The sequence below is a fragment of the Collinsella aerofaciens genome, assembly GCF_015546965.1.
Taxonomy (GTDB): domain Bacteria; phylum Actinomycetota; class Coriobacteriia; order Coriobacteriales; family Coriobacteriaceae; genus Collinsella; species Collinsella aerofaciens_X.
In genome coordinates this window covers 26,065-44,618 of record NZ_JADMUF010000012.1, presented here as the reverse complement: position 1 = coordinate 44,618, position 18,554 = coordinate 26,065, and the positions used below count along the sequence as shown (strand labels likewise).

General features: G+C 59.1%; 17 protein-coding genes and 3 tRNA genes. 6 read left to right on the top strand and 14 right to left on the bottom strand.

Annotated elements, in window-relative coordinates; translation table 11 throughout:
- Positions 1-123: 123 nt before the first annotated feature.
- The 14 genes from typA to I1M21_RS08410 all read right to left on the bottom strand — a co-directional run bounded on the left by typA (position 124) and on the right by I1M21_RS08410 (position 15,272).
- A complete protein-coding gene (gene typA, locus I1M21_RS08475) occupies positions 124-1,962 on the bottom strand; it encodes a translational GTPase TypA (RefSeq protein ID WP_055287536.1) in 1,839 nt (612 codons plus the stop codon).
- A 117-nt stretch (positions 1,963-2,079) separates the two neighbouring features.
- On the bottom strand, positions 2,080-2,529 hold the full coding sequence (locus I1M21_RS08470) for a hypothetical protein (protein ID WP_089572580.1): 450 nt from the start codon (positions 2,527-2,529) through the stop codon (positions 2,080-2,082).
- 30 nt (positions 2,530-2,559) lie between these two features.
- Positions 2,560-2,916, bottom strand: a complete 357-nt coding sequence (locus I1M21_RS08465; protein ID WP_195193231.1) for a hypothetical protein — start codon at positions 2,914-2,916, stop codon at positions 2,560-2,562.
- Between the two features lie 33 nt (positions 2,917-2,949).
- Positions 2,950-3,450 (bottom strand): bifunctional nuclease family protein, encoded by a 501-nt coding sequence (locus I1M21_RS08460; RefSeq protein WP_195193230.1) that lies wholly within the window; start codon positions 3,448-3,450, stop codon positions 2,950-2,952.
- A 159-nt stretch (positions 3,451-3,609) separates the two neighbouring features.
- A tRNA-Ile gene (locus tag I1M21_RS08455) sits at positions 3,610-3,686 on the bottom strand.
- 4 nt (positions 3,687-3,690) lie between these two features.
- Positions 3,691-3,766, bottom strand: a tRNA-Ala gene (locus I1M21_RS08450).
- A 67-nt stretch (positions 3,767-3,833) separates the two neighbouring features.
- Positions 3,834-3,910: transfer RNA gene (locus I1M21_RS08445), tRNA-Ile, on the bottom strand.
- A gap of 300 nt (positions 3,911-4,210) precedes the next feature.
- Positions 4,211-6,922 (bottom strand): DNA gyrase subunit A, encoded by a 2,712-nt coding sequence (gene gyrA / locus I1M21_RS08440; RefSeq protein WP_195193241.1) that lies wholly within the window; start codon positions 6,920-6,922, stop codon positions 4,211-4,213.
- 41 nt (positions 6,923-6,963) lie between these two features.
- Entirely contained in the window at positions 6,964-8,994 is a 2,031-nt protein-coding gene (gyrB, locus tag I1M21_RS08435; protein ID WP_195193229.1) for a DNA topoisomerase (ATP-hydrolyzing) subunit B, read from the bottom strand.
- Positions 8,995-9,099: 105 nt separating this feature from the next.
- Positions 9,100-9,663 carry a DciA family protein gene (locus I1M21_RS08430; protein WP_271763342.1) on the bottom strand — a complete coding sequence of 188 codons (564 nt, stop codon included), beginning with the start codon at positions 9,661-9,663 and terminating at the stop codon, positions 9,100-9,102.
- Positions 9,650-10,756: a DNA replication/repair protein RecF gene (gene recF, locus I1M21_RS08425; protein ID WP_195193228.1), complete on the bottom strand. Its 1,107-nt coding sequence runs from the start codon at positions 10,754-10,756 to the stop codon at positions 9,650-9,652. The genes I1M21_RS08430 and recF overlap by 14 nt, the downstream gene beginning before the upstream one ends.
- 9 nt (positions 10,757-10,765) lie before the next feature.
- Entirely contained in the window at positions 10,766-11,869 is a 1,104-nt protein-coding gene (dnaN, locus tag I1M21_RS08420; RefSeq protein ID WP_006236186.1) for a DNA polymerase III subunit beta, read from the bottom strand.
- Between the two features lie 238 nt (positions 11,870-12,107).
- A complete protein-coding gene (locus I1M21_RS08415) occupies positions 12,108-13,832 on the bottom strand; it encodes a DnaA ATPase domain-containing protein (protein ID WP_324248735.1) in 1,725 nt (574 codons plus the stop codon).
- Positions 13,833-13,847: 15 nt separating this feature from the next.
- Positions 13,848-15,272 carry an ATP-binding protein gene (locus tag I1M21_RS08410; RefSeq protein WP_229025708.1) on the bottom strand — a complete coding sequence of 475 codons (1,425 nt, stop codon included), beginning with the start codon at positions 15,270-15,272 and terminating at the stop codon, positions 13,848-13,850.
- Positions 15,273-15,545: 273 nt separating this feature from the next.
- Between I1M21_RS08410 and rpmH the strand changes: the two genes are divergently transcribed.
- From rpmH to rsmG, 6 genes are all read left to right on the top strand, one after another.
- Positions 15,546-15,680: a 50S ribosomal protein L34 gene (gene rpmH, locus I1M21_RS08405; RefSeq protein WP_019127408.1), complete on the top strand. Its 135-nt coding sequence runs from the start codon at positions 15,546-15,548 to the stop codon at positions 15,678-15,680.
- A gap of 20 nt (positions 15,681-15,700) precedes the next feature.
- The gene (gene rnpA / locus I1M21_RS08400; RefSeq protein ID WP_195193227.1) at positions 15,701-16,039 is read left to right on the top strand and encodes a ribonuclease P protein component; all 339 of its coding nucleotides are present in this window, start codon (positions 15,701-15,703) and stop codon (positions 16,037-16,039) included.
- Positions 16,036-16,260, top strand: coding sequence for a membrane protein insertion efficiency factor YidD (gene yidD / locus I1M21_RS08395; protein WP_022093804.1), 225 nt, complete (start codon positions 16,036-16,038; stop codon positions 16,258-16,260). Before rnpA ends, yidD begins: the two co-directional genes overlap by 4 nt.
- A 29-nt stretch (positions 16,261-16,289) precedes the next feature.
- On the top strand, positions 16,290-17,060 hold the full coding sequence (locus I1M21_RS08390) for a YidC/Oxa1 family membrane protein insertase (protein WP_124786671.1): 771 nt from the start codon (positions 16,290-16,292) through the stop codon (positions 17,058-17,060).
- Positions 17,061-17,104: 44 nt separating this feature from the next.
- Complete coding sequence (locus I1M21_RS08385) at positions 17,105-17,674, top strand: Jag family protein (protein ID WP_022093802.1); 570 nt, start codon at positions 17,105-17,107, stop codon at positions 17,672-17,674.
- A 96-nt stretch (positions 17,675-17,770) separates the two neighbouring features.
- Positions 17,771-18,508, top strand: coding sequence for a 16S rRNA (guanine(527)-N(7))-methyltransferase RsmG (gene rsmG, locus I1M21_RS08380; RefSeq protein WP_229025707.1), 738 nt, complete (start codon positions 17,771-17,773; stop codon positions 18,506-18,508).
- The last annotated feature ends 46 nt before the right edge of the window (positions 18,509-18,554 follow it).

Genomic DNA, 18,554 nt, shown 5'->3' with positions numbered 1-18,554 from the left:
TATCCGCCACAAAGATGCCAAGCACCTTTGTGGCGGCGCAAACGAACCTGCCCCCTGCACCAAAAAGGGCGCCGACCATTGCAGTCGACGCCCTTTCTTATTGGCGGTTATAAGCCCCAGCGCTTATTTGTTGACCTGGCCGGCGCGGACGGCAGCCTTCTTGCGGTCGGTGGCGTTGAGCAGACGCTTGCGCAGGCGGATGTTCTTGGGAGTAATCTCGACCAGCTCGTCGTCGGCGATGTACTCCAGCGCTTCCTCCAGCGAGAAGGTGCGGGGCGGCACCAGCTGGACGGAGATATCGGAGGTCGAGGAACGCTGGTTGCCCAGGTTCTTGGTACGCGCGATGTTGACGACCATGTCGCCAGCCTTGCTGCGCTCGCCCACGATCATGCCCTCGTAGCACTCGGTGCCCGGCTCAACAAACAGCTGGCCGCGCTCCTGCAGCGTACCCAGGGCATAGGCAACGGCCTTCTCGGTGGTCATGGAGATCATGGCGCCGTTCTGACGGTTGCCGATCTCGCCGGCGTAGGGGCCGTACTCCAGGAAGGTGTGGTAGAACACGCCCTCGCCGTGAGTGACGTTCATGATGCGGTTCTTAAGACCCATGATGCCGCGGGTCGGGATCTTAAACTCGAGGTGCGTCACGATGCCCGAGGTATCCATGCTCGTCATGATGCCGCCGGAGGTACCGAAGACCTCAACGACCTTGCCTGAGTACTCGTCCGGGCACTCGACGACGGCCTGCTCGACGGGCTCCATCTTGTTGCCGTTCTCGTCCTTCTTAAACAGAACGCGGGGGCGGCCGACCTGGAACTCAAAGCCCTCGCGGCGCATGGACTCCATCAGAACGGACAGGTGCAGAATGCCGCGACCCGAGACCTCGACGCCGCTCTTGTCCTCGAGCTCCTCGATCTTCATGGTCACGTTGTTCTCGGCCTCGTTGAACAGGCGCTCCTTGAGCTGACGGGCGCCCACGATGTCGCCATCGCGGCCGACGAGCGGGGAGGTCGAAGCCTCAAAGACGATGGACAGGGTCGGCGGGTCAATCTCGATGGGCTCGAGCTCGACGGGGTTCTCGGGATCGGTGTAGACATCGCCGATATCGGTGCGGTCGATGCCCACGACGGCGGCGATGTCACCGGCGCCGACTTCCTGGCACTCGGTGCGGCCCAGGTAGTCGAAGGTAAAGAGCTGCTTGACGGTAGCGGTGGCGCTGGAGCCGTCGTTCTTCACAACCAGAATCTGGTCGCCCTGATGGATGGCGCCGGAATACACGCGACCGATGCCGATACGGCCAACGAAGTTGGAATGGTCGATGGTCACGCACTGCATGGCCAGCGGGGCGTTCTCGTCGACCTCGGGCGCGGGCATGTCGTCGATGATCATATCGAGCAGCGGATACATGTCCATGTTGCCGTCGTTGGGGTCAAGGCGGGCAAAGCCATTCATGGCGCTAGCGTAGACCACATGCTCCATGGCGAACTCAAGCTGGTCGTCGGTGGCGCCCAGGTCGGCCATGAGGTCCAGGCAGTCGTTGTAGGCCTTCTCGGGGTTGGCGCCCGGACGATCGATCTTGTTGATGACGATCATGATCTTGAGGCCGGTGTCGATAGCGTGACGCAGGACGAAGCGGGTCTGGGGCATGGGGCCCTCAAAAGCGTCGACCAGCAGCAGGGCGCCGTCGGCCATACGCAGCACGCGCTCGACCTCGCCGCCAAAGTCGGCGTGGCCCGGGGTGTCGATGACGTTGATCTTAACGTCCTTGTACTCGATAGAGATGTTCTTGGCGAGAATCGTAATGCCGCGTTCGCGCTCCTGGTCGTTAGAGTCCAGGACGCGGTCCTCGACCTGCTGGTTGGCACGGAAAGCGTCCGTGGCACGCAGGAGCTTGTCGACCATCGTCGTCTTGCCGTGGTCGACGTGGGCGATGATGGCGATGTTCCTCAGATTGTCTACGCGCATGTAGTTCCCCTATCTTCTATCCATATACAAACGGCACGCGTATGCGGCCCGCCCAGCGATACAACGCTCAGCGGGAATATTGAGCCTTTTACCGAAAACTCGTTTATTTTAGCGATTTTAGATAAGAGGGGTTTCCTCACCTGCAGGTTCAGGGTCGCTCCACATAAAACCATCGCCGGCGCCCATGCCCTCATACAGCACATATGCCGAAAAACCACTCTCGAGCGTGGTTTCGAAGAAGCTCACGAGCAGAGCATCGTGATAGCCGCCGTCAATCTCGACGCAGCCAGTATAGCCGATGGCATAGCGGGCGATACGGCCCAGGCCCTCGTCCTTAAGACCCATCTTGTGCTCGGAGATAAAGTTGGTGGCCGCCTCGAGGCACGCCTCTTCGCCATCCTCATCGAGCGCCGCCAGATAACGGTTGGAAGCGGCGTCCTCAATTGCCACGACCACGCCGGGGTTTTCGCCGGCGGCAAGGTCGTCCAAGAACGCACCGATCAGATCGCACACCATGGCGTCGAGCTCGGCGGAGACGTTACCGGCATCCTGCATATCCTGTGCCATCTTTAGACCTTCCCATCGAGTCTGGCGTCGTTACAGTTCTTGCGCCTCGGCGGCGATCTTAGCAGCGGCATCGCGGGCGCGCATCATATCCATCGCGCGCTTGTCGAGCACCTTGATCTGACTGGTCAGCATTACCGCATCGACCACACCCCAGATCACCAGGCCTGTTGAAATCGAAAACCCAAGCGCACCAACTGTACCACGAAGGCGCGAGCAGATTGCCGCGACAAGGGCGGAGATGACAACCATCTTGATAAACGAGCCGCGGCGTTCGCGAAGCGTGCGGGCCTGCGTCACATAGGCAATGCGAGCCGCCTCAGAAGCCTCCAAGCGCATCTGGGCCTCGCGCGCAATGGCAGCCGCCTCGGCCGACATACCGCCGGCCATCAGCGAACGCCCCGCATCCTGGCCGCCCCGCATTTAGAAGTCATCGGGGGAGAGCGTGTGGACGAACTCGTCGAACTTCTCGAACTCCTGCTCGTCGTCAACTTCCTCGGCATGGGCAGAAACGGTGCCCAAGCGATTCATGATGTCGTCCTCCACAAACATGGGAGCATTGCTGCGCACGGCAAGGGCAATGGCATCACTGGGGCGGGCGTCAATCTTGCGCTCGTCACCATCGGCCAGTACGACGATCGTCGCGTAGAACACCGGCGGCTCGGCGCGAACGATCTCGATGCGCTCGAGCTTGGCGCCCAGGGCGCTAACAGTATCGAGCAGCAGGTCATGGGTAATCGGGCGCTCGGCGCGGCCGCTATCGATGCCACGGCTAATGGCAGCAGCCTCAAACGAACCAGTCTGAATGGAAAGAGAACGCAGTGGCGCGGGCGAGTCCGACTTGCCGCAGCGCTCGCGAAGCACGATAAGCGATGGCACGGGACCGGCGGCCATGACGATGGTCTCTATGTCGACACGAACCATGGAACACCTCCGGTACGTAGCGGTTAACACACGGCAGGGTCGCCGCATTGAATAGCTATACTACCCAATCTTTCGCACAGCACACAAAACCAAAATGAGATTTATCACAGACAAGAAAAAAGCCCCGAGGCAACGCCCCAGGGCTCTTCACAGTTTTGATGGTGGACCTGACAAGATTCGAACTTGTGACCTCCCGGTTATCAGCCGGACGCTCTAACCAACTGAGCTACAGGTCCATCATGGTGGAGGTTAGGGGGATCGAACCCCTGACCTCAGGCTTGCAAAGCCCGCGCTCTCCCAGCTGAGCTAAACCCCCACGGAGACAGTAATAAACACCCCAGCGGCGACTCGGCTCTCGCTGGGGTGTTTATTGCGAAAGAAAGTGGTGGACCTGACAAGATTCGAACTTGTGACCTCCCGGTTATCAGCCGGACGCTCTAACCAACTGAGCTACAGGTCCATCGCGCAAGGGATATATTAGACGAGTCGTTACGCGCGCGTCAACAACTTTTTTGAAAATCTTTGGAGGGGTTCGCCCCGGCCGCCCGGCGGCATATGAAGTCGCCTGCTCGGACAGTCCTGACTCGCACGGAGAGCACATTAAGTGCTCTCCGGCTCGTGCGGAACTCGCGATCGACTTCATATGCCGCCGGGCGGCCGGGGCGAACGCGGGTCCCTAGGTTTTCAAAAAAGCGGTCGGCGCGCAGGTGCGCCGACCGCCGATATATGGGGTCTGATAATTTTTACCAGCTAGGGCCTCTTACTCGTCTAGGAGATCTTCTGGCATGTCGTTGCCGTCGCCTAGATCGACTGGGGCCTCTTCGGTGTCGGCTGCGGCCTCGGCACCTTCGCCTTCGGGCTTCTCTTTGGCGGCCGTCATGCGGGCTACGGCGCAGATGCGGTCGTTGTCGTCGACGGTCATCATCTTGACGCCCTGGGTGGCACGGCCGGTCTGACTGATCTCGTCGGTCTTGACGCGAATGACCGTCGCGCCCTCCGTCACGATGAACAGCTCGTGCTGCGGGCCCACCGTCTTCATGGCCGCGAGGTTACCCTTACGCTCGGTCATTTGGATGGTGTAGACGCCCTGGCCGCCGCGATTCTGCTCCGGGTAGTCCGCAACCGGCGTGCGCTTGCCGTAGCCGCGCTCGGTGATGACGAACAGATCGCCGTTGCCGTTAGTGACTTCCATGCCCAGAACGCTCACGCCGTCCTTCATGCCGATACCGCGAACGCCGCTGGTGTCGCGGCCGGTAGCGCGCACCTGCTCCTCGGAGAACATGATCGCCTTGCCCGCGGTGGTGGCTAGGATAATCTTGTCGCCCTCGCGCACGCGGCGCACGTTCAGCAGCGCGTCGTCGTCACGCAGGTTGATAGCGATCAGGCCGTCGCGACGGCTGCGGTCGTATGCACTCATCACGGTCTTCTTGACCATGCCGCTCTTGGTGGCAAACATCAGGTACTCGTCGGCCGGGAACTCGCGGCAGCTGATGACGCTCGCGATCTTCTCGCCCTCCTCGAAGGGCAGCAGGTTGACGATCGCGGTACCGCGCGCCTGGCGCGTACCCACCGGCAGCTCGTGCACCTTCAGGCGATAGACCTTGCCCTTGCTCGAGAAGAACAGCACGTACTCGTGCGTGGACGCGATGAACATCTCATCAATAACGTCGTCCTCTTTGAGGTTGACGCCCGACACGCCCTTGCCGCCGCGCTTCTGGGCACGGTAGGCGGCCACCGGAATGCGCTTGACATAGCCGGTGTGGGTGATAGTCACGACCATATCCTCGTCGGCAATGAGGTCCTCGACATCCAGGTCCTTCTCAACCTGGCTGATCTCGGTGCGGCGCTTGTCGCCAAACTTCTTGGAGATCTCGCGCATCTCTTCCTTGATGACGCCCAGGATCTTCTCCTCATGCGCCAGCAGGTCCTCGTAGTAGGCGATGGCGCGGCGCAGGCCGTCCAGCTCTTCCTGAATCTTGTCGCGCTCCAGGCCGGTCAGGCGGCGCAGCTTCATCTCGAGGATGGCCGTGGTCTGCTCGGGCGTAAAGCCAAAGCGCTCGATCAAGCGGCTGCTGGCCTCGGAGTCGGTCTGCGAGGAGCGGATGATGCTAATGACCTCGTCGATATGGTCGAGAGCCATCAAGTAGCCCTCAAGGATATGCGCGCGGGCCTGGGCCTTCTTAAGGTCGAAGCGGGTACGGCGGGTGACCACGTCGACCTGGTGGTCAATGTAGTGCTGCAGCATCTCGCGCAGGCTCAGGCATTTGGGAACGCCGTTGACGAGTGCCAGGTTGTTGGCGCCAAAGGTCGTCTGCAGCGAGGTGTACTTATACAGATTGTTGAGCACGACCTGCGGAATGACGCCCTTCTTGAGCTCGATGACCAGGCGGATACCCTTCTGGTTGGACTCATCGCGCATATCCGAGATGCCCTCGATGCGCTTGTCGTTGACGAGCTGGGCGATCTTCTCCTGCAGGGTGCCCTTGTTGACCATGTAGGGAATCTCGGTAAAGACCAGGCGGCTGCGGCCGGTCTTGGTGGACTCCACATGCGCCTTGGCACGCACGGTAATGGAGCCGCGGCCAGTCTCGTAGCTCTGCTTAATGCCGGCGCTGCCCATGATGATGGCGCCGGTGGGGAAGTCCGGACCGGGCATGATCTGCATGAGCTCGTCGACGGTGGCGTCGGGGTTGTCGATCAGGTAGCAGGTAGCCTCAATCGCCTCGGTGAGGTTATGCGGGGCGATGTTGGTGGCCATGCCGACGGCGATGCCTTGGCTGCCGTTGACCAGCAGGTTGGGGAAGCGCGCAGGCAGCGCCACGGGCTCGGCGAGCGATTCGTCGTAGTTGGGCTGCCAGTCGACGGTATCCTTCTGCAAGTCACGCAGCAGTTCCATGGCGGGCTTGGCCAGGCGACTCTCGGTGTAACGCATGGCTGCCGCGCCGTCGCCGTCGATGTTGCCGAAGTTGCCATGACCATCGATGAGCGGCGTGCGCATGGAGAACCACTGTGCCAGGCGGACCATGGCCTCGTAGACCGCAAAGTCACCATGCGGGTGGTACTTACCGATAACTTCGCCGACCGTCCAGGCCGACTTCTTGTGCGGGCGGTTAGGGTAGATGCCGCTCTCGTTCATCGCGTACAGAATGCGGCGGTGCACCGGCTTTAAGCCGTCGCGCACGTCCGGCAGGGCGCGCGCCGTGATAACCGACATCGAATACTCGATAAACGACTGCTTCATCTCGCGACCGAACTCCGAAATCTGGAGCTGGCCGCCATTGATATCCTCGCCGGCCGAGGCGCCGCGATCGACTTCGCCAAAGCTCTCCTCGAGCTCGCCGTCGTCGTCCTCTTCCTCATCATCATCGGCATCGGGGTTATAGGCGTCCGGATCGCCGTCCTCGCCCTGCTCAGCACGGGCGAGGAGGCGCTTCAGATCGTCGGGCATACCGGCATCGCCGGCCTCGTCCATACCCTCGTTGTTGTTGATATCGTCTGCCACGTTACCTCCTCTTAAGCGTCAAGGAAACGCGCGTCATGCGCATGTTTTTCGATGTACTCGCGGCGATAGCCGACCTCGGAACCCATCAGCTCGCGCACGGCGCGGTCCGCCACCACGGCGTCCTCAATCGACACGCGCTGCAGGATGCGGGTCTTGGGGTCCATCGTCGTCGAGGCAAGCTGCTTGGGGTCCATCTCGCCCAGACCCTTGTAGCGCTGGACGGTATAGCCCTTGCGCTTTTTGGTGATCTTGCCGTCCTTGGCCTTGCCGTCCTCATCGTTATCGTCGGGGTTCAGGCCCAGGCTCTGGATAGTGTCGCGCAGGATCTCGTCTTCGGGCTGGCGGCCGTTGGGATACACGTAGTGAATCTTGTTGCGCACCTTGATGCCAAAGATGGGCGGGCAGGCAACATAGACGTAGCCGGCATCGATCAGCGGACGCATGTACTTGTAGAAGAACGTCAGTAGCAGGATGCGGATATGCGCACCGTCGACGTCTGCATCGGTCATGATGATGATCTTGTGGTAGCGCGCCTTGGTGATATCGAAGTCGCCGCCGTCGCCGGCACTCGTCGTGACGCCGCAACCGATCGCGGTAATCAGCGACTGGATGGTGTCACTCGAGAACGCGCGATGGTCACCAACGCGTTCGACGTTCAAAATCTTGCCGCGCAGGGGCAGAATCGCCTGGATGTCTCGGCGACGGCCGTCCTTGGCCGAACCGCCTGCCGAGTCGCCCTCTACGATGAAGAGCTCGGTGAGCTCGGCATCGCGCACCGAGCAGTCGGCGAGCTTACCGGGCAGGGACGCCGTCTCGAGCAGGCTCTTGCGGCGGGTCGCCTCGCGCGCCTTGCGGGCGGCATTGCGCGCCTTGCAGGCCTGCTGCGCCTTCTTGACGATCTCGCGAGCGGGCTTAGGGTGCTCCTCCAAGTAATCGGCAAGTCCGTCGGTCACGATCTTGAGCGTCAGCGCGCGCATATAGGAGCTGCCGAGCTTGGCCTTGGTCTGGCCCTCAAATTGCGGGTCGGGCAGCTTGACCGAAATAACGGCCGAAAGGCCCTCGCGCACATCGTCGCCGGTCAGGTTGGCGTCTTTTTCCTTGAGCAGGTTCTGTTTGCGCGCGTAGTCGTTGATCACACGGGTGAGCGCGGTGCGGAAGCCCTCAAGGTGCATGCCGCCCTCGGGGGTGTAGATGTCGTTGGCAAACGACATGACGTTCTCGCCGTAACCGCTATTCCACTGCAGGGAAACCTCAACCTCGCCCATCTTGGTCACAGGCGCGTCCGGGTCCGATTTGCCCTCGATGTAGATGGGCTCCTTAAAGGCCTCGGGGACGTCCTTGCCCTCGTTGAGGAACTTGACGAAGTCGATGATGCCGCCCTCGTAGCAAAACTCCTCCACATGGGGAGTCGCCTCGCGCTCGTCGGTCAGCACGATTTTGAGGTTCTTATTGAGGAACGCCGTCTCCTGCAGACGGTTGTGCAGCGTATCGAAATCGTAGATGCATGTCTCGAAGATCTCGTCGTCGGGCCAGAAGGTGACGGTGGTGCCCGTCGAATCCGAGGTGCCCACGACCTCCATCTTCTTAACGGTCTTGCCGCGCGAGAACTCCATCTCGTAGGTGCTGCCGTCGCGACGAACCTGAACGACCACGCGCTTGGACAGTGCGTTGACGACGGAGATACCAACGCCGTGCAGGCCGCCCGAAACCTTATAGGCCGAGTTATCGAACTTACCGCCGGCGTGCAAGATCGTCATGACGACCTCGAGCGTCGGGATCTTTTTAACAGGGTGCTCGTCAACGGGGATGCCGCGCCCGTTGTCGACGACCGTGATGGAGTTGTCGGCGTGGACCGTCACCTGGATCTCGGTGCAGAAACCGGCCATGGCCTCGTCGACGGAGTTGTCAACGATCTCCCACACCAGGTGATGCAGACCGCTGGCGCTCGTCGAGCCGATATACATGCCCGGGCGCTTACGAACGGCCTCGAGACCTTCGAGAATCTTAATCTCGCCGCCATCGTAATCGTTTTCGTTTGCCACACGTCCTCCTTCAGTCAAGAAAATGTGTACAGCCTTACTAGTTTATCGTAAAAAAATACCCTCGGGAACGAGGGTATTTGGCTCTACAAGGCCACCAGATGCGATTTAAGGCTCTTTTTTGCTTTGCACGCCCTTGGCCCACTCGGCACTGGCTCTCATGGCATTCTCGAGGGCCTCGCGCAGTTTTTGGTCTTCGATGGGCGCCACTTGGCACTCAATCTCGGTGCACTCGGCCTCACTTAGGTCGGCGTGCGGGGCCGACGGGCGCTCGGTCGTCGCCGGGCGCAGGCGCTCCTTGGCGGCGGGCGGCGTGTGACCGGGCGCGGTGGTTTTGAACACCAGGCCGTCCACATGCGCACCGGCGCGCTCCATGCGCGCGCGAATGATCTCGCGCAACAGCGTCATTTCCTGCGTCCACGAGGGCGAATCGAGATATACCAGCAGCTCATTGGACTCGGGCAGGTAGCGCAAGCCCGTCACATGCCGCCCCTCGCGCGTGCCCGAGCACACCGCGTTCCACGCGCGATAGACCGCGCGCGACTCCCCGGCAGCCTCCATCTGCGCGCGGCGCTCAGGTGTCGCGGCCGCCAGGATGCGCTGACGCTCTGCGTTCAAAAATCCACTGAAGGCAACCGTTTCGCTCTCGCGCTCGTAATTAGCACGTCTCACCCATGCTCACCACCTTGGCTCGATCAAGCAGGTCATCGGTAAAGTACCCCAGGTTGGTCGTGGTTATGACCGTCTGGATATCATCGCCGATCAGCCGCAGGAAAGCACCGCGGCGTTCGCCGTCGAGTTCGCTCATCACGTCGTCCAAAAGCAGCAATGGGGCGGTGCCCAGGACATCGCGAGCCACGGCCACCTCCGCCACCTTCCAGGCCAGAACCAACGTTCGCTGCTGACCTTGGCTGGCAAATGAACGGGCGGAGCGACCCGCCACGGTAAACTCAATCTCATCGCGATGCGGTCCCACCAACGTCACGCCGCGGCGAATTTCCTCGTCGGCGTGCTCATCAAGGGCAGCCAGCATGCGCTCGTACGCCCAGCCCTTCAGCTCTTCGCGATCATCGACCTGGGGCAAATCCCCCAGCGTGGACGTATAGGTCACGTTGGCAGCCTCACCGGATGCCACTTGCCCGTAGGCAGTGTGCACATGGCCCGCCAGCCGGTCGAGCAGAGCCAACCGGTGCACAAGCAGGGCCGAGCCCGCGCGGGCAATCGAATCGTTCCACGCGCCGAGCATCTCGCGGCAGCACCAGGTCTCCTTGAGCAAGGCGTTACGCTGGGTCACGCAGCGCCCATAGGTGCTCGCAAGATCGGCATAGCGTGCGCTCAGTTGCATGCCAAAGTCATCGAGGGCGGCGCGGCGCACACTGGCGCCTCGCTTAACCATGTCCAGATGGTCGGGGCAAAACAGCACGCTCGGCAGAACCCCGCGCACACCGGCGGCAGAACATCTCTTGCCGTTGCGGCTAAACGAGCGCTTACCGTCCTCCGCGTTCAATCCCATATCAAGCACGCGGCCGTCGCCCTCGAGCCTCAGCTCGGCCTTGCACGAGCCCACGCCGTCATGGACGAGCTCGGCTGCGGTCGGATGCCTAAACGAGGCGCCGCTCGTCAGCAGCTGCAGCGCCTCTATGAGATTGGTCTTTCCCGCCGCGTTGGGTCCCGCAAGTATCGTCACGCCCTCGTCCAGGGCAAGGCGATAACTATCGAAGCTGCGGTAGTGCGCGACGGAAAGATCGCGGGCGAACATGGTCATGGCGCAGCGCTAGATGCGGACCGGCATGACCAGGTACAGGTAGTTGATCTTGTCGTAGGACTTGAAGATGCCCGCCTGCGAGTAGCTCTTGAGCTCCAGCGTGATCTCCTTCTCCTTGGACAGAGCATTGAGGCACCCGAAGATGTAGTGGTAGTTGAAGGCGATGGTGCCCGACTCGCCCTCGGCCTCGACATCGATTGTCTCCTGCGCAAGGTCCTGGTCATTGGAAATGGAGGACAGACCCATCTGCCCGTTCTCGACATCGATCTCGAACTTGACGGCGGGGTTGGCGCTCGCGATAACGGCCACGCGCTTGAGGGCGGCGTTAAAGGCGGCGACGTCGATCTTGACGCTCGTCACGCACGAATCGGGGATGAGCTGCTTGTAGTTGGGGTACACGCCCTCGATGCGGCGCGACACGTAGGTGGTGTTGCCGGCCTCGAAGACGACCTGGGTGTCGGTAGCCCCGATCATGATGGTCGCCTGGCTGGCCATGATGTTCAGCGCGTCGTTAAAGGCGTCGGCCGGAACGTTGAGCTCAAAGGAGCCCTCGAGGGTCGAGGTCTCGACCTGCGTATCGCACACGGCCAAGCGGAAGGAATCGGTCGCCACCAGGCGAACGGTGTTGTTCTCGACCTTCATGTGCACGCCGCCCAGGATGGGGCGGGCCTTGTCGGTCGAGGTGACGCGCCACACGCGGCCGACCATCTCGGACAAGATATCGGTCGGCAGCTCCACGGCACTCTCGATGGCATAGGCCGGAAACTCAGGGAAGTCATTGGCATCGAGCGTGTTCAGGCGGAACGAGCTCTTCTCGCAACTGATCAGCACCTGGCGCTCGGACAGCTCAAAGGTGACCGGGGCATCGGGGAGAGTCTTGGTGATATTGGAGAGCATCTTACAGGGGATAACCATCTCACCCTCTTCTTCGACATGCGCCGCGATGCGATGACGGATCGAGATGGTGTAGTTAGAGGTCTGGAATTCCAAGATGCCGTCTTGCGCCTTGACGAGCACGCCCGACAGGATGGGAAGGGTGGATGCCGAAGCGACACCCTTCATAACGACGCCGATGGCTTGTGTAAGCGAGCTCTGGCTGACGGTGAACTTCATCTTTTAATACCTTTCTATAGATATAAATATCTTAATAATAGTAATAGCACTGACGAAACTGTTGATTACTCCCAGAGACGCAGGTCAGACCCAGAAAGAGAATCGACAGCAACCTGTGTGCAACAGGGGTGGTTTTCCACGTTCAAAACCTGCGCAAAACTTTTCATCACCGCGGGTTGGGTTTTAGACACCTTATGCCCGTGGTTTTGACAAGTTTTCAACAGGTGTCTCTATTTCCCTACGAGCGCAGTGTAATTTTATCGCGCAACGATTTGAGATCTTCGGTGACGGTGCGGTCTTCCTGGATCATCTTCTGAACCTTTTTGTAGCTCGTGCTGACGGTCGAGTGGTTGCGGTTGCCAAATTCGGCGCCCACCGCCGTGGTCGTCATCTCGCACATCTCGATGGCCAGATAGATGGCAATGTGGCGTGCCTTGGCGATATTGGCGTTGCGTCGCGGGCCGATGAGCTCCTCGTGCGTCACGCCGTACTGCTCTTCAATGACGGACTGAACCGTTTGCACGTTGATCTTTTTGGCCGATGTGTCGAAGTACTGGCTGGCGATGGCGTCGATATCGTCAAAGGTGAGCTCCCCGCCCTCGCGCTCGCGGTCGCCCGCCTCGCCGGCGCAGCGCTCGCAAAAGCTCTCGAGTTCGCGGATGTTGGTGCCCGAGACCTCGGCCATGTGTTTAAAGTGCTCGTCGGTCAGGTGTCCGCCGTCGCCCCCATAGGCCGCCAGCAGCGAGTCGTCGCCTGCCTCGGGAGCGGCGACGATGGTGTTCTCGTAATAGCGCTGCAAGATCTTGTATTTCATCTCGTAGCTGGGCTCTGCGACCAGGCAGAGCATGCCGGCGTTGAAGCGGCTGGTCAGACGCTCGTCCATGCTCAGGTCCTTGGGGGCACGGTCTGCCGCGATGACGACCTTCTTGTTGTTGCGGATGAACTCGTCCATGAGCTGGAAAAAGTAGTCCACGCTCGCGCGCTTGCCGATGATGTTTTGGATGTCATCGATGATGAGCACGTCCACGCCGTGGTACGCCTGCATGATGGGGGCGTTGCTCTTCTTTTGGCGGTCGAACTCGGTCATCAGGTCGTCCAGATATGCCTGGGAGTTGGCATACTTGACCTTGATCTCGGGCGACTTCTCGGCGAGCTCGTTTTTGATGGCAAGCAGTAGGTGCGTCTTGCCCAGGCCCGATTTGCCGTAGATGAACAGCGATGTGCATGTGCCGCGCTCGTCCGCGAGGGCGGCAAACTTGAGTGCCGAGCGATAGGCATGACTGTTCTCGGGGCCGTAGACAAAGTTCTCAAAGGTAAATTTTGAGTTCGCGGCGAGCGGGGCTCCATCCGTATTCTGCTCAGCCGGCACGGTCGGTGCTGGCATGGGTGAAGCGGGGGTCGCAGCTTGCGTTGATTTAGTCGGCGCTCCGCCCTTCATCTGGTTCATCATGCGACGAAAATCATCGGCCGAGAGTGTGTTCTTGATTGCAATGCCCGAATCCGCGCTCGCCGCTGCGTCGTGAGCGATTGGCATGTGCGTGACGGGTGCGTTCGCTGGCGTCGCCGCCGCGGTCGGCAACGGTGCCATGGTTTCACGGGAAACATCGCTGTGCTGGTGCTCGATTGTCGGCACGTCGCCTGCGGAGGCCGACACCGCCGGGGAAGCAGCGGGAGCCGCGGCGGCCGCCGTCGCGGCAGCGGATTCCGTCGCGGCGCCTTGCGGTGCCACGATGTCGAGCGCAATCGGTGCAAAGGCGATTTCTTCCAGATAGGCCTCAATAGTCGGCTGATGCTTTTTGAGCTGCGCGATGGCAAAGCGCGAGGGGGCCTCGATCGTGAGCGTATCTTCGGTCAGGCTTATGGCGCGCGATTGCCCCAGCATGTTGATGAGGCGTGCATCTTGGCCGTCGCGCTGACAAAAGGCGATGGCATCCCCCAGGATGATGCTTGCTTCCTCGTCCACTGTCTCTCCCGTTCTTTAGCTCTGAGCTCGCACGCGAGCGGCGCCGAGTTCGGTCAGATGGTATTTCTGGCCATGCTTGATGACCAAGCCGGCCTGCGCCAAGTCATTGAGCGTGCGTGACCAAGTGGGGGCCGAGTTTCCAAACGCCCTCGCCAGATCGGTTGCACCGCACGCTTGATTTTGCGCCAGATAGCCTAGCGCGGCGTTGCCGCGATCGCTTACGAACACGTCCGGTTGTGGCTGCGCATACTGATTTGCTGCATTAGGATACATCATTTGAGCTGCTGGTTGTTGAGAACTCTGCATCGGCGGCATTTGCTGTTGAAAACTTTGAGGCCACTGTTGGTAAGGCTGCGGAGGCATCTGCTGGGCCCAAGGGTTGTACTGCTGCTGCGGCATCTGCCGGTACGGCTGCTGATATCCCTGCTGGTACTGCTGCGGGAACTGCTGGCCATACCCCAGTGGCGGCATCTGCTGATATGGATATCCCTGTTGGTACGGCTGATAGCCCATTTGCTGGCCACCCGGTGCTCCCGTCGCCTGCTGCATTGCTGCTGCATCCTGATCCGCCAGCGGCATGGTCTCTGGCATGTTTGGCGGCATCGACATCGATGTCGCCTGGGGCTCTTGTGTAGGAAGCATTCCGGGCTGCTGCATCTGTCCCACGGGGGGCTGCATCTGCTGCGTTGCCATGGGCTGCTGCGCAAAAGCTCCCGGCAGGGGATATGTGGGGTGCTCCGTCTCGGGCCGCACGGCAGCACCGCGTCCGCCGGCACGCTCGATTTCCTGCACGCGTTTAGGGTTCAGGCTTACCGTTACCACGGTGCCGTTGCCCATGTTGTCCTCGATGGATACGGCACCGCCGGCGTTTTCCAAATACTCCTGCACCATGGGAAACCCTGCTCCGGTTCCACGGATATAGCGCTTCATCTTGCTGTTTGCGCTGGTAACGCCAAAGTCGAAAGCGCGTTCCTTGTCGTCGATGCCGGGTCCTTGATCAGCAAAGCGGATGGTGTCTCCGCCGTCCAGGATCGAGATGATGGGCTCGGCAAAGTGCGCGTGGATAAAGTTTTCGACAATCTCGCGGATGACCATGAGCGAGATATGGCCACCTTGTTCTTTCATGCACTGGTAGACGGTGTTGGTCGTCTCTTCCAAATACGTGCGGACATCTTGCGGATCAATGACAATCACACGCGGTGTCGACAGCATGTCGTCATAGACGGCGATGCGCGCGGCGTACATGGCTTTTGGCGCCTGCGTGGTCGTCTGCTCGCCTTCCGCACGCTCTTCGCGCACGCCGGTGATGTGCTCGTTGTCGGGTGCCGGGTCTCCGGAATCGACCATGGTGTAAAAGTCGTCAGACATGCCGCTCGCAATCTTCCAAAAGGTTTCGAACAAATAGTAGCTCACCGTGCAATGTTTCTCATCTTTCGACAACTTTTCAAAACCTGTTGAAAACTTTGGAAAACGGGCGAAAAGTTCTCAACATTGCCAACATGACCTGTTGAAAACTCGATGAAATATCGTGAAAAGTTGCCATGCACCGCTAAATCGAGCTTGGCTTATGGGGGAACCGTGTGAACTGCGCAACCTTTTACCTTTGATTTCTTGACATTTGAACATTGATTTCCCTACAATCTTCAAGCTCACGTGTCTATATCTGCGTCCGCGTCCCCGCGGACACTCGAAATGCAGCAGGAGGAACTTAAGATGAAGCGTACGTATCAGCCTAATAAGCGTAAGCGTGCCAAGACCCATGGCTTCCGTGCCCGTATGGCCACTAAGGGTGGTCGTGCCGTGCTCGCCCGTCGTCGCGCCAAGGGCCGCAAGCGTCTCACTGTCTAGCAGCGATACACACATCTCGCATGAAGACTATTAAGTCTCGGCAAGATTTCGAGCATGTGTTCAGTCAGGGGCGTCGTTTCAATCACCCTCTGATTCGAATGACCATATGTGAATCGGTTGGCGAAGGCGACTCCGGAAGGGTCGCCTTCGTTGGTGCTAAACGACTCGGTTGTGCTGTCGTGCGCAACCGATCTAAGCGTGTGATGCGCGAGGCCGCCCGCAGCTGTGGATTTCCCGTTGCGGGTTATGACATCATCTTGTTCGCAACTCCCAAGACGAGGGTTTCCTCGCCGCAGGAGATGGACAAGGCGTTGCGTTCGCTTATTAAACGCGCCGGCGTTGCCGGGGAGGAGCGATGAGCAATCACGTTTTGCGACGTGTTGCCATCGCTCCTATTCGCATATATCAACAGGTTATTTCGCCCTTATTGCCTGACGCCTGCATTTATTACCCAACGTGCTCGCAATACGCCGTCCAGGCGATTGAGAAGTACGGTGTTTTGAGAGGCTGCTGGCTTGCCGTGAGGCGCATCGCTCGCTGCAATCCCCTGCACGTCGGCGGTTATGACCCTGTGCCCTAGCGGGCACTCGCTATCGGAGGAAAACTTACATGTGGGATTGGATCGTTAACATCCTTTTCGAGCTGCTCAAGCTCATCCAGACCTTTGCGGTCGACTGGGGCCTGTCCATCATCATCCTGGTGGTCATCATCCGTCTGCTGCTGACGCCGCTCATGCTCAAGTCGACCAAGTCGACGGCTCGCATGCAGGTGCTGCAGCCCAAGATGCTCGAGATCCAGGAGCGCTATGCCGACGATCCTCAGCGTCAGGCCGAGGAGATGCAGAAGTTCTACAGCGAGAACAAGTTCAATCCGCTGTCCGGCTGCCTACCGCTCCTGATTCAGATGCCTATCCTGTTTGCCCTGTTTACGCTGCTGCGTAACCTGCCGCAGTACTTTAACGAGGGCACGTTCTCGTTCTTCAACATCCTGCCCGACCTGACCACCACGCCGAGCGCTTCCTTTGCCGATGGCTTTATGGTTGCACTGCCTGCGCTGGTCTGCCTGATCCTGTTCGCCGTTCTGACCCTGATTCCGCAGCTCTATATGTCGCGCAACCAGACCGGCCAGCAGGCTCAGAGCATGCGTATGATGGCCGTTGTCATGACGGTCATGATGCTTTGGATGGGCTGGAGCCTTCCCGTTGGTGTTCTGCTGTACTACGACGTCTCGTCTGCTTGGCAGGTTATCCAGCAGATTTTTGTGACGCAGAAGGTCATCGACAAGGCGAAGGCCGATGAGGAGGAGCGTCTTAAGAACGCGCCGCTGCAGGTTGAGGTCACTCGTCGCGAGAAGAAGCCGCGCCCGCACAAGAAGAAGTAGCGGGATATCAATCTTATTTAGGTACCTAACTTTTGGAGCACGTTATGTCTGAAGAGATCATCGAGGATATGCTTGAGGAGGTTGCCCCGCAGGTCGCGGGCGATTATCCCGAGATTGCACAGCGCTACAAGGCTGGTGAAGAGCTGACCGATGAGGAGCTCGACACCATTGCCGATGTTGCGATTTCCATCCTGCGTTCCATCCTTTCGCACTTCGATGCCGCCAACTCTCCTATCGATGAGTATGAGGGTGACGAGGGTGAGCTGATTTTGGATGTAACGGCTCCCGATCTTGCCGTTCTCATTGGCCGTCATGGTCGCACCCTTGATGCCCTTCAGGTTATGTTCTCTTTGCTGGTGAGCCGCAAGCTTGGCTTTAGGTATCCGGTTGTAGTGGACGTCGAGGGATACAAGAGCCGCCGTCAGGACAAGGTTGCCTCCATGGCTCAGTCTGCTGCCGAGCGTGCCATCCGCACTCATAAGAGTGTTTCGCTTCCGCCCATGAATGCCTATGAGCGCCGACTGGTTCACATTGCACTTCGTGGCAATGATGCCGTCGATACTCATTCTGAGGGTTCTGACCCTGATCGCCATGTGGTGATTGTTGCTCGATAATCTACTCGAGCTTATGCTAAGGGGACGTGGTTTCCACGTCCCCTTTTTTTGTCAAAAGTTCTCGATACACTGATTTTTGTCAGAAAGGAGCTTTCGTTGTTAGTACTTACTGATCAGCAGGCTGACGAGATGTTGAGTCGCCTAACTTCCTATTGCAAAGAGTATTCCTTGAGCGTAACTGATGTTGAGCTGAGGAAATGTATTAAGCATTTGGATTTGGTTTTGGAAACAAATAAGACAACCAATCTCACCCGTATTCTCAACGTAGAAGATGCTGCAGTACTTCATATCCTCGACTCACTTGTTTTACTCCCCTATATCAATAAGGCTCCTGAGGGAGCTTTGCTCGATATGGGTACAGGTGCGGGCTTCCCTGGTATTCCGTTAACCATAGCCACGCATCGTAAAGCTACTTATATTGACTCTGTTGGCAAGAAGGTTGATGCTGTCAATTCCTTTGTCCATGCTCTTGGATTGAAACATGCTCATGCGGTTCATGATCGTCTTGAAGAATATGCTCGAAGTCATAAGAAGCAGTTCTCTGTCGTAACCGCCCGCGCACTGGCCCCTCTACCGATTCTTGTTGAGTATGCAGCTCCGTTCCTCAAGGACGGAGGGCTATTTGTTATCACCAAGGGCAATCCATCTGATGAGGAGCTTGCCTCTGGCATGTCAGCAGCTAAGATTTGCGGATTCTCTTCGCTTCTGAATGACGCAATCGATTTACCAGAGGGCCTGGGCCACAGGGAGTTCATTGTTCTTAAGAAGAGTCATCCAGCATCCGTTTCATTGCCTCGTTCAAATGGCATGGCAAAGAAGAATCCGCTTGCCTAGATGTTTCACGTGAAACATAATGGATACTAACAACTTGCAGTGTTTC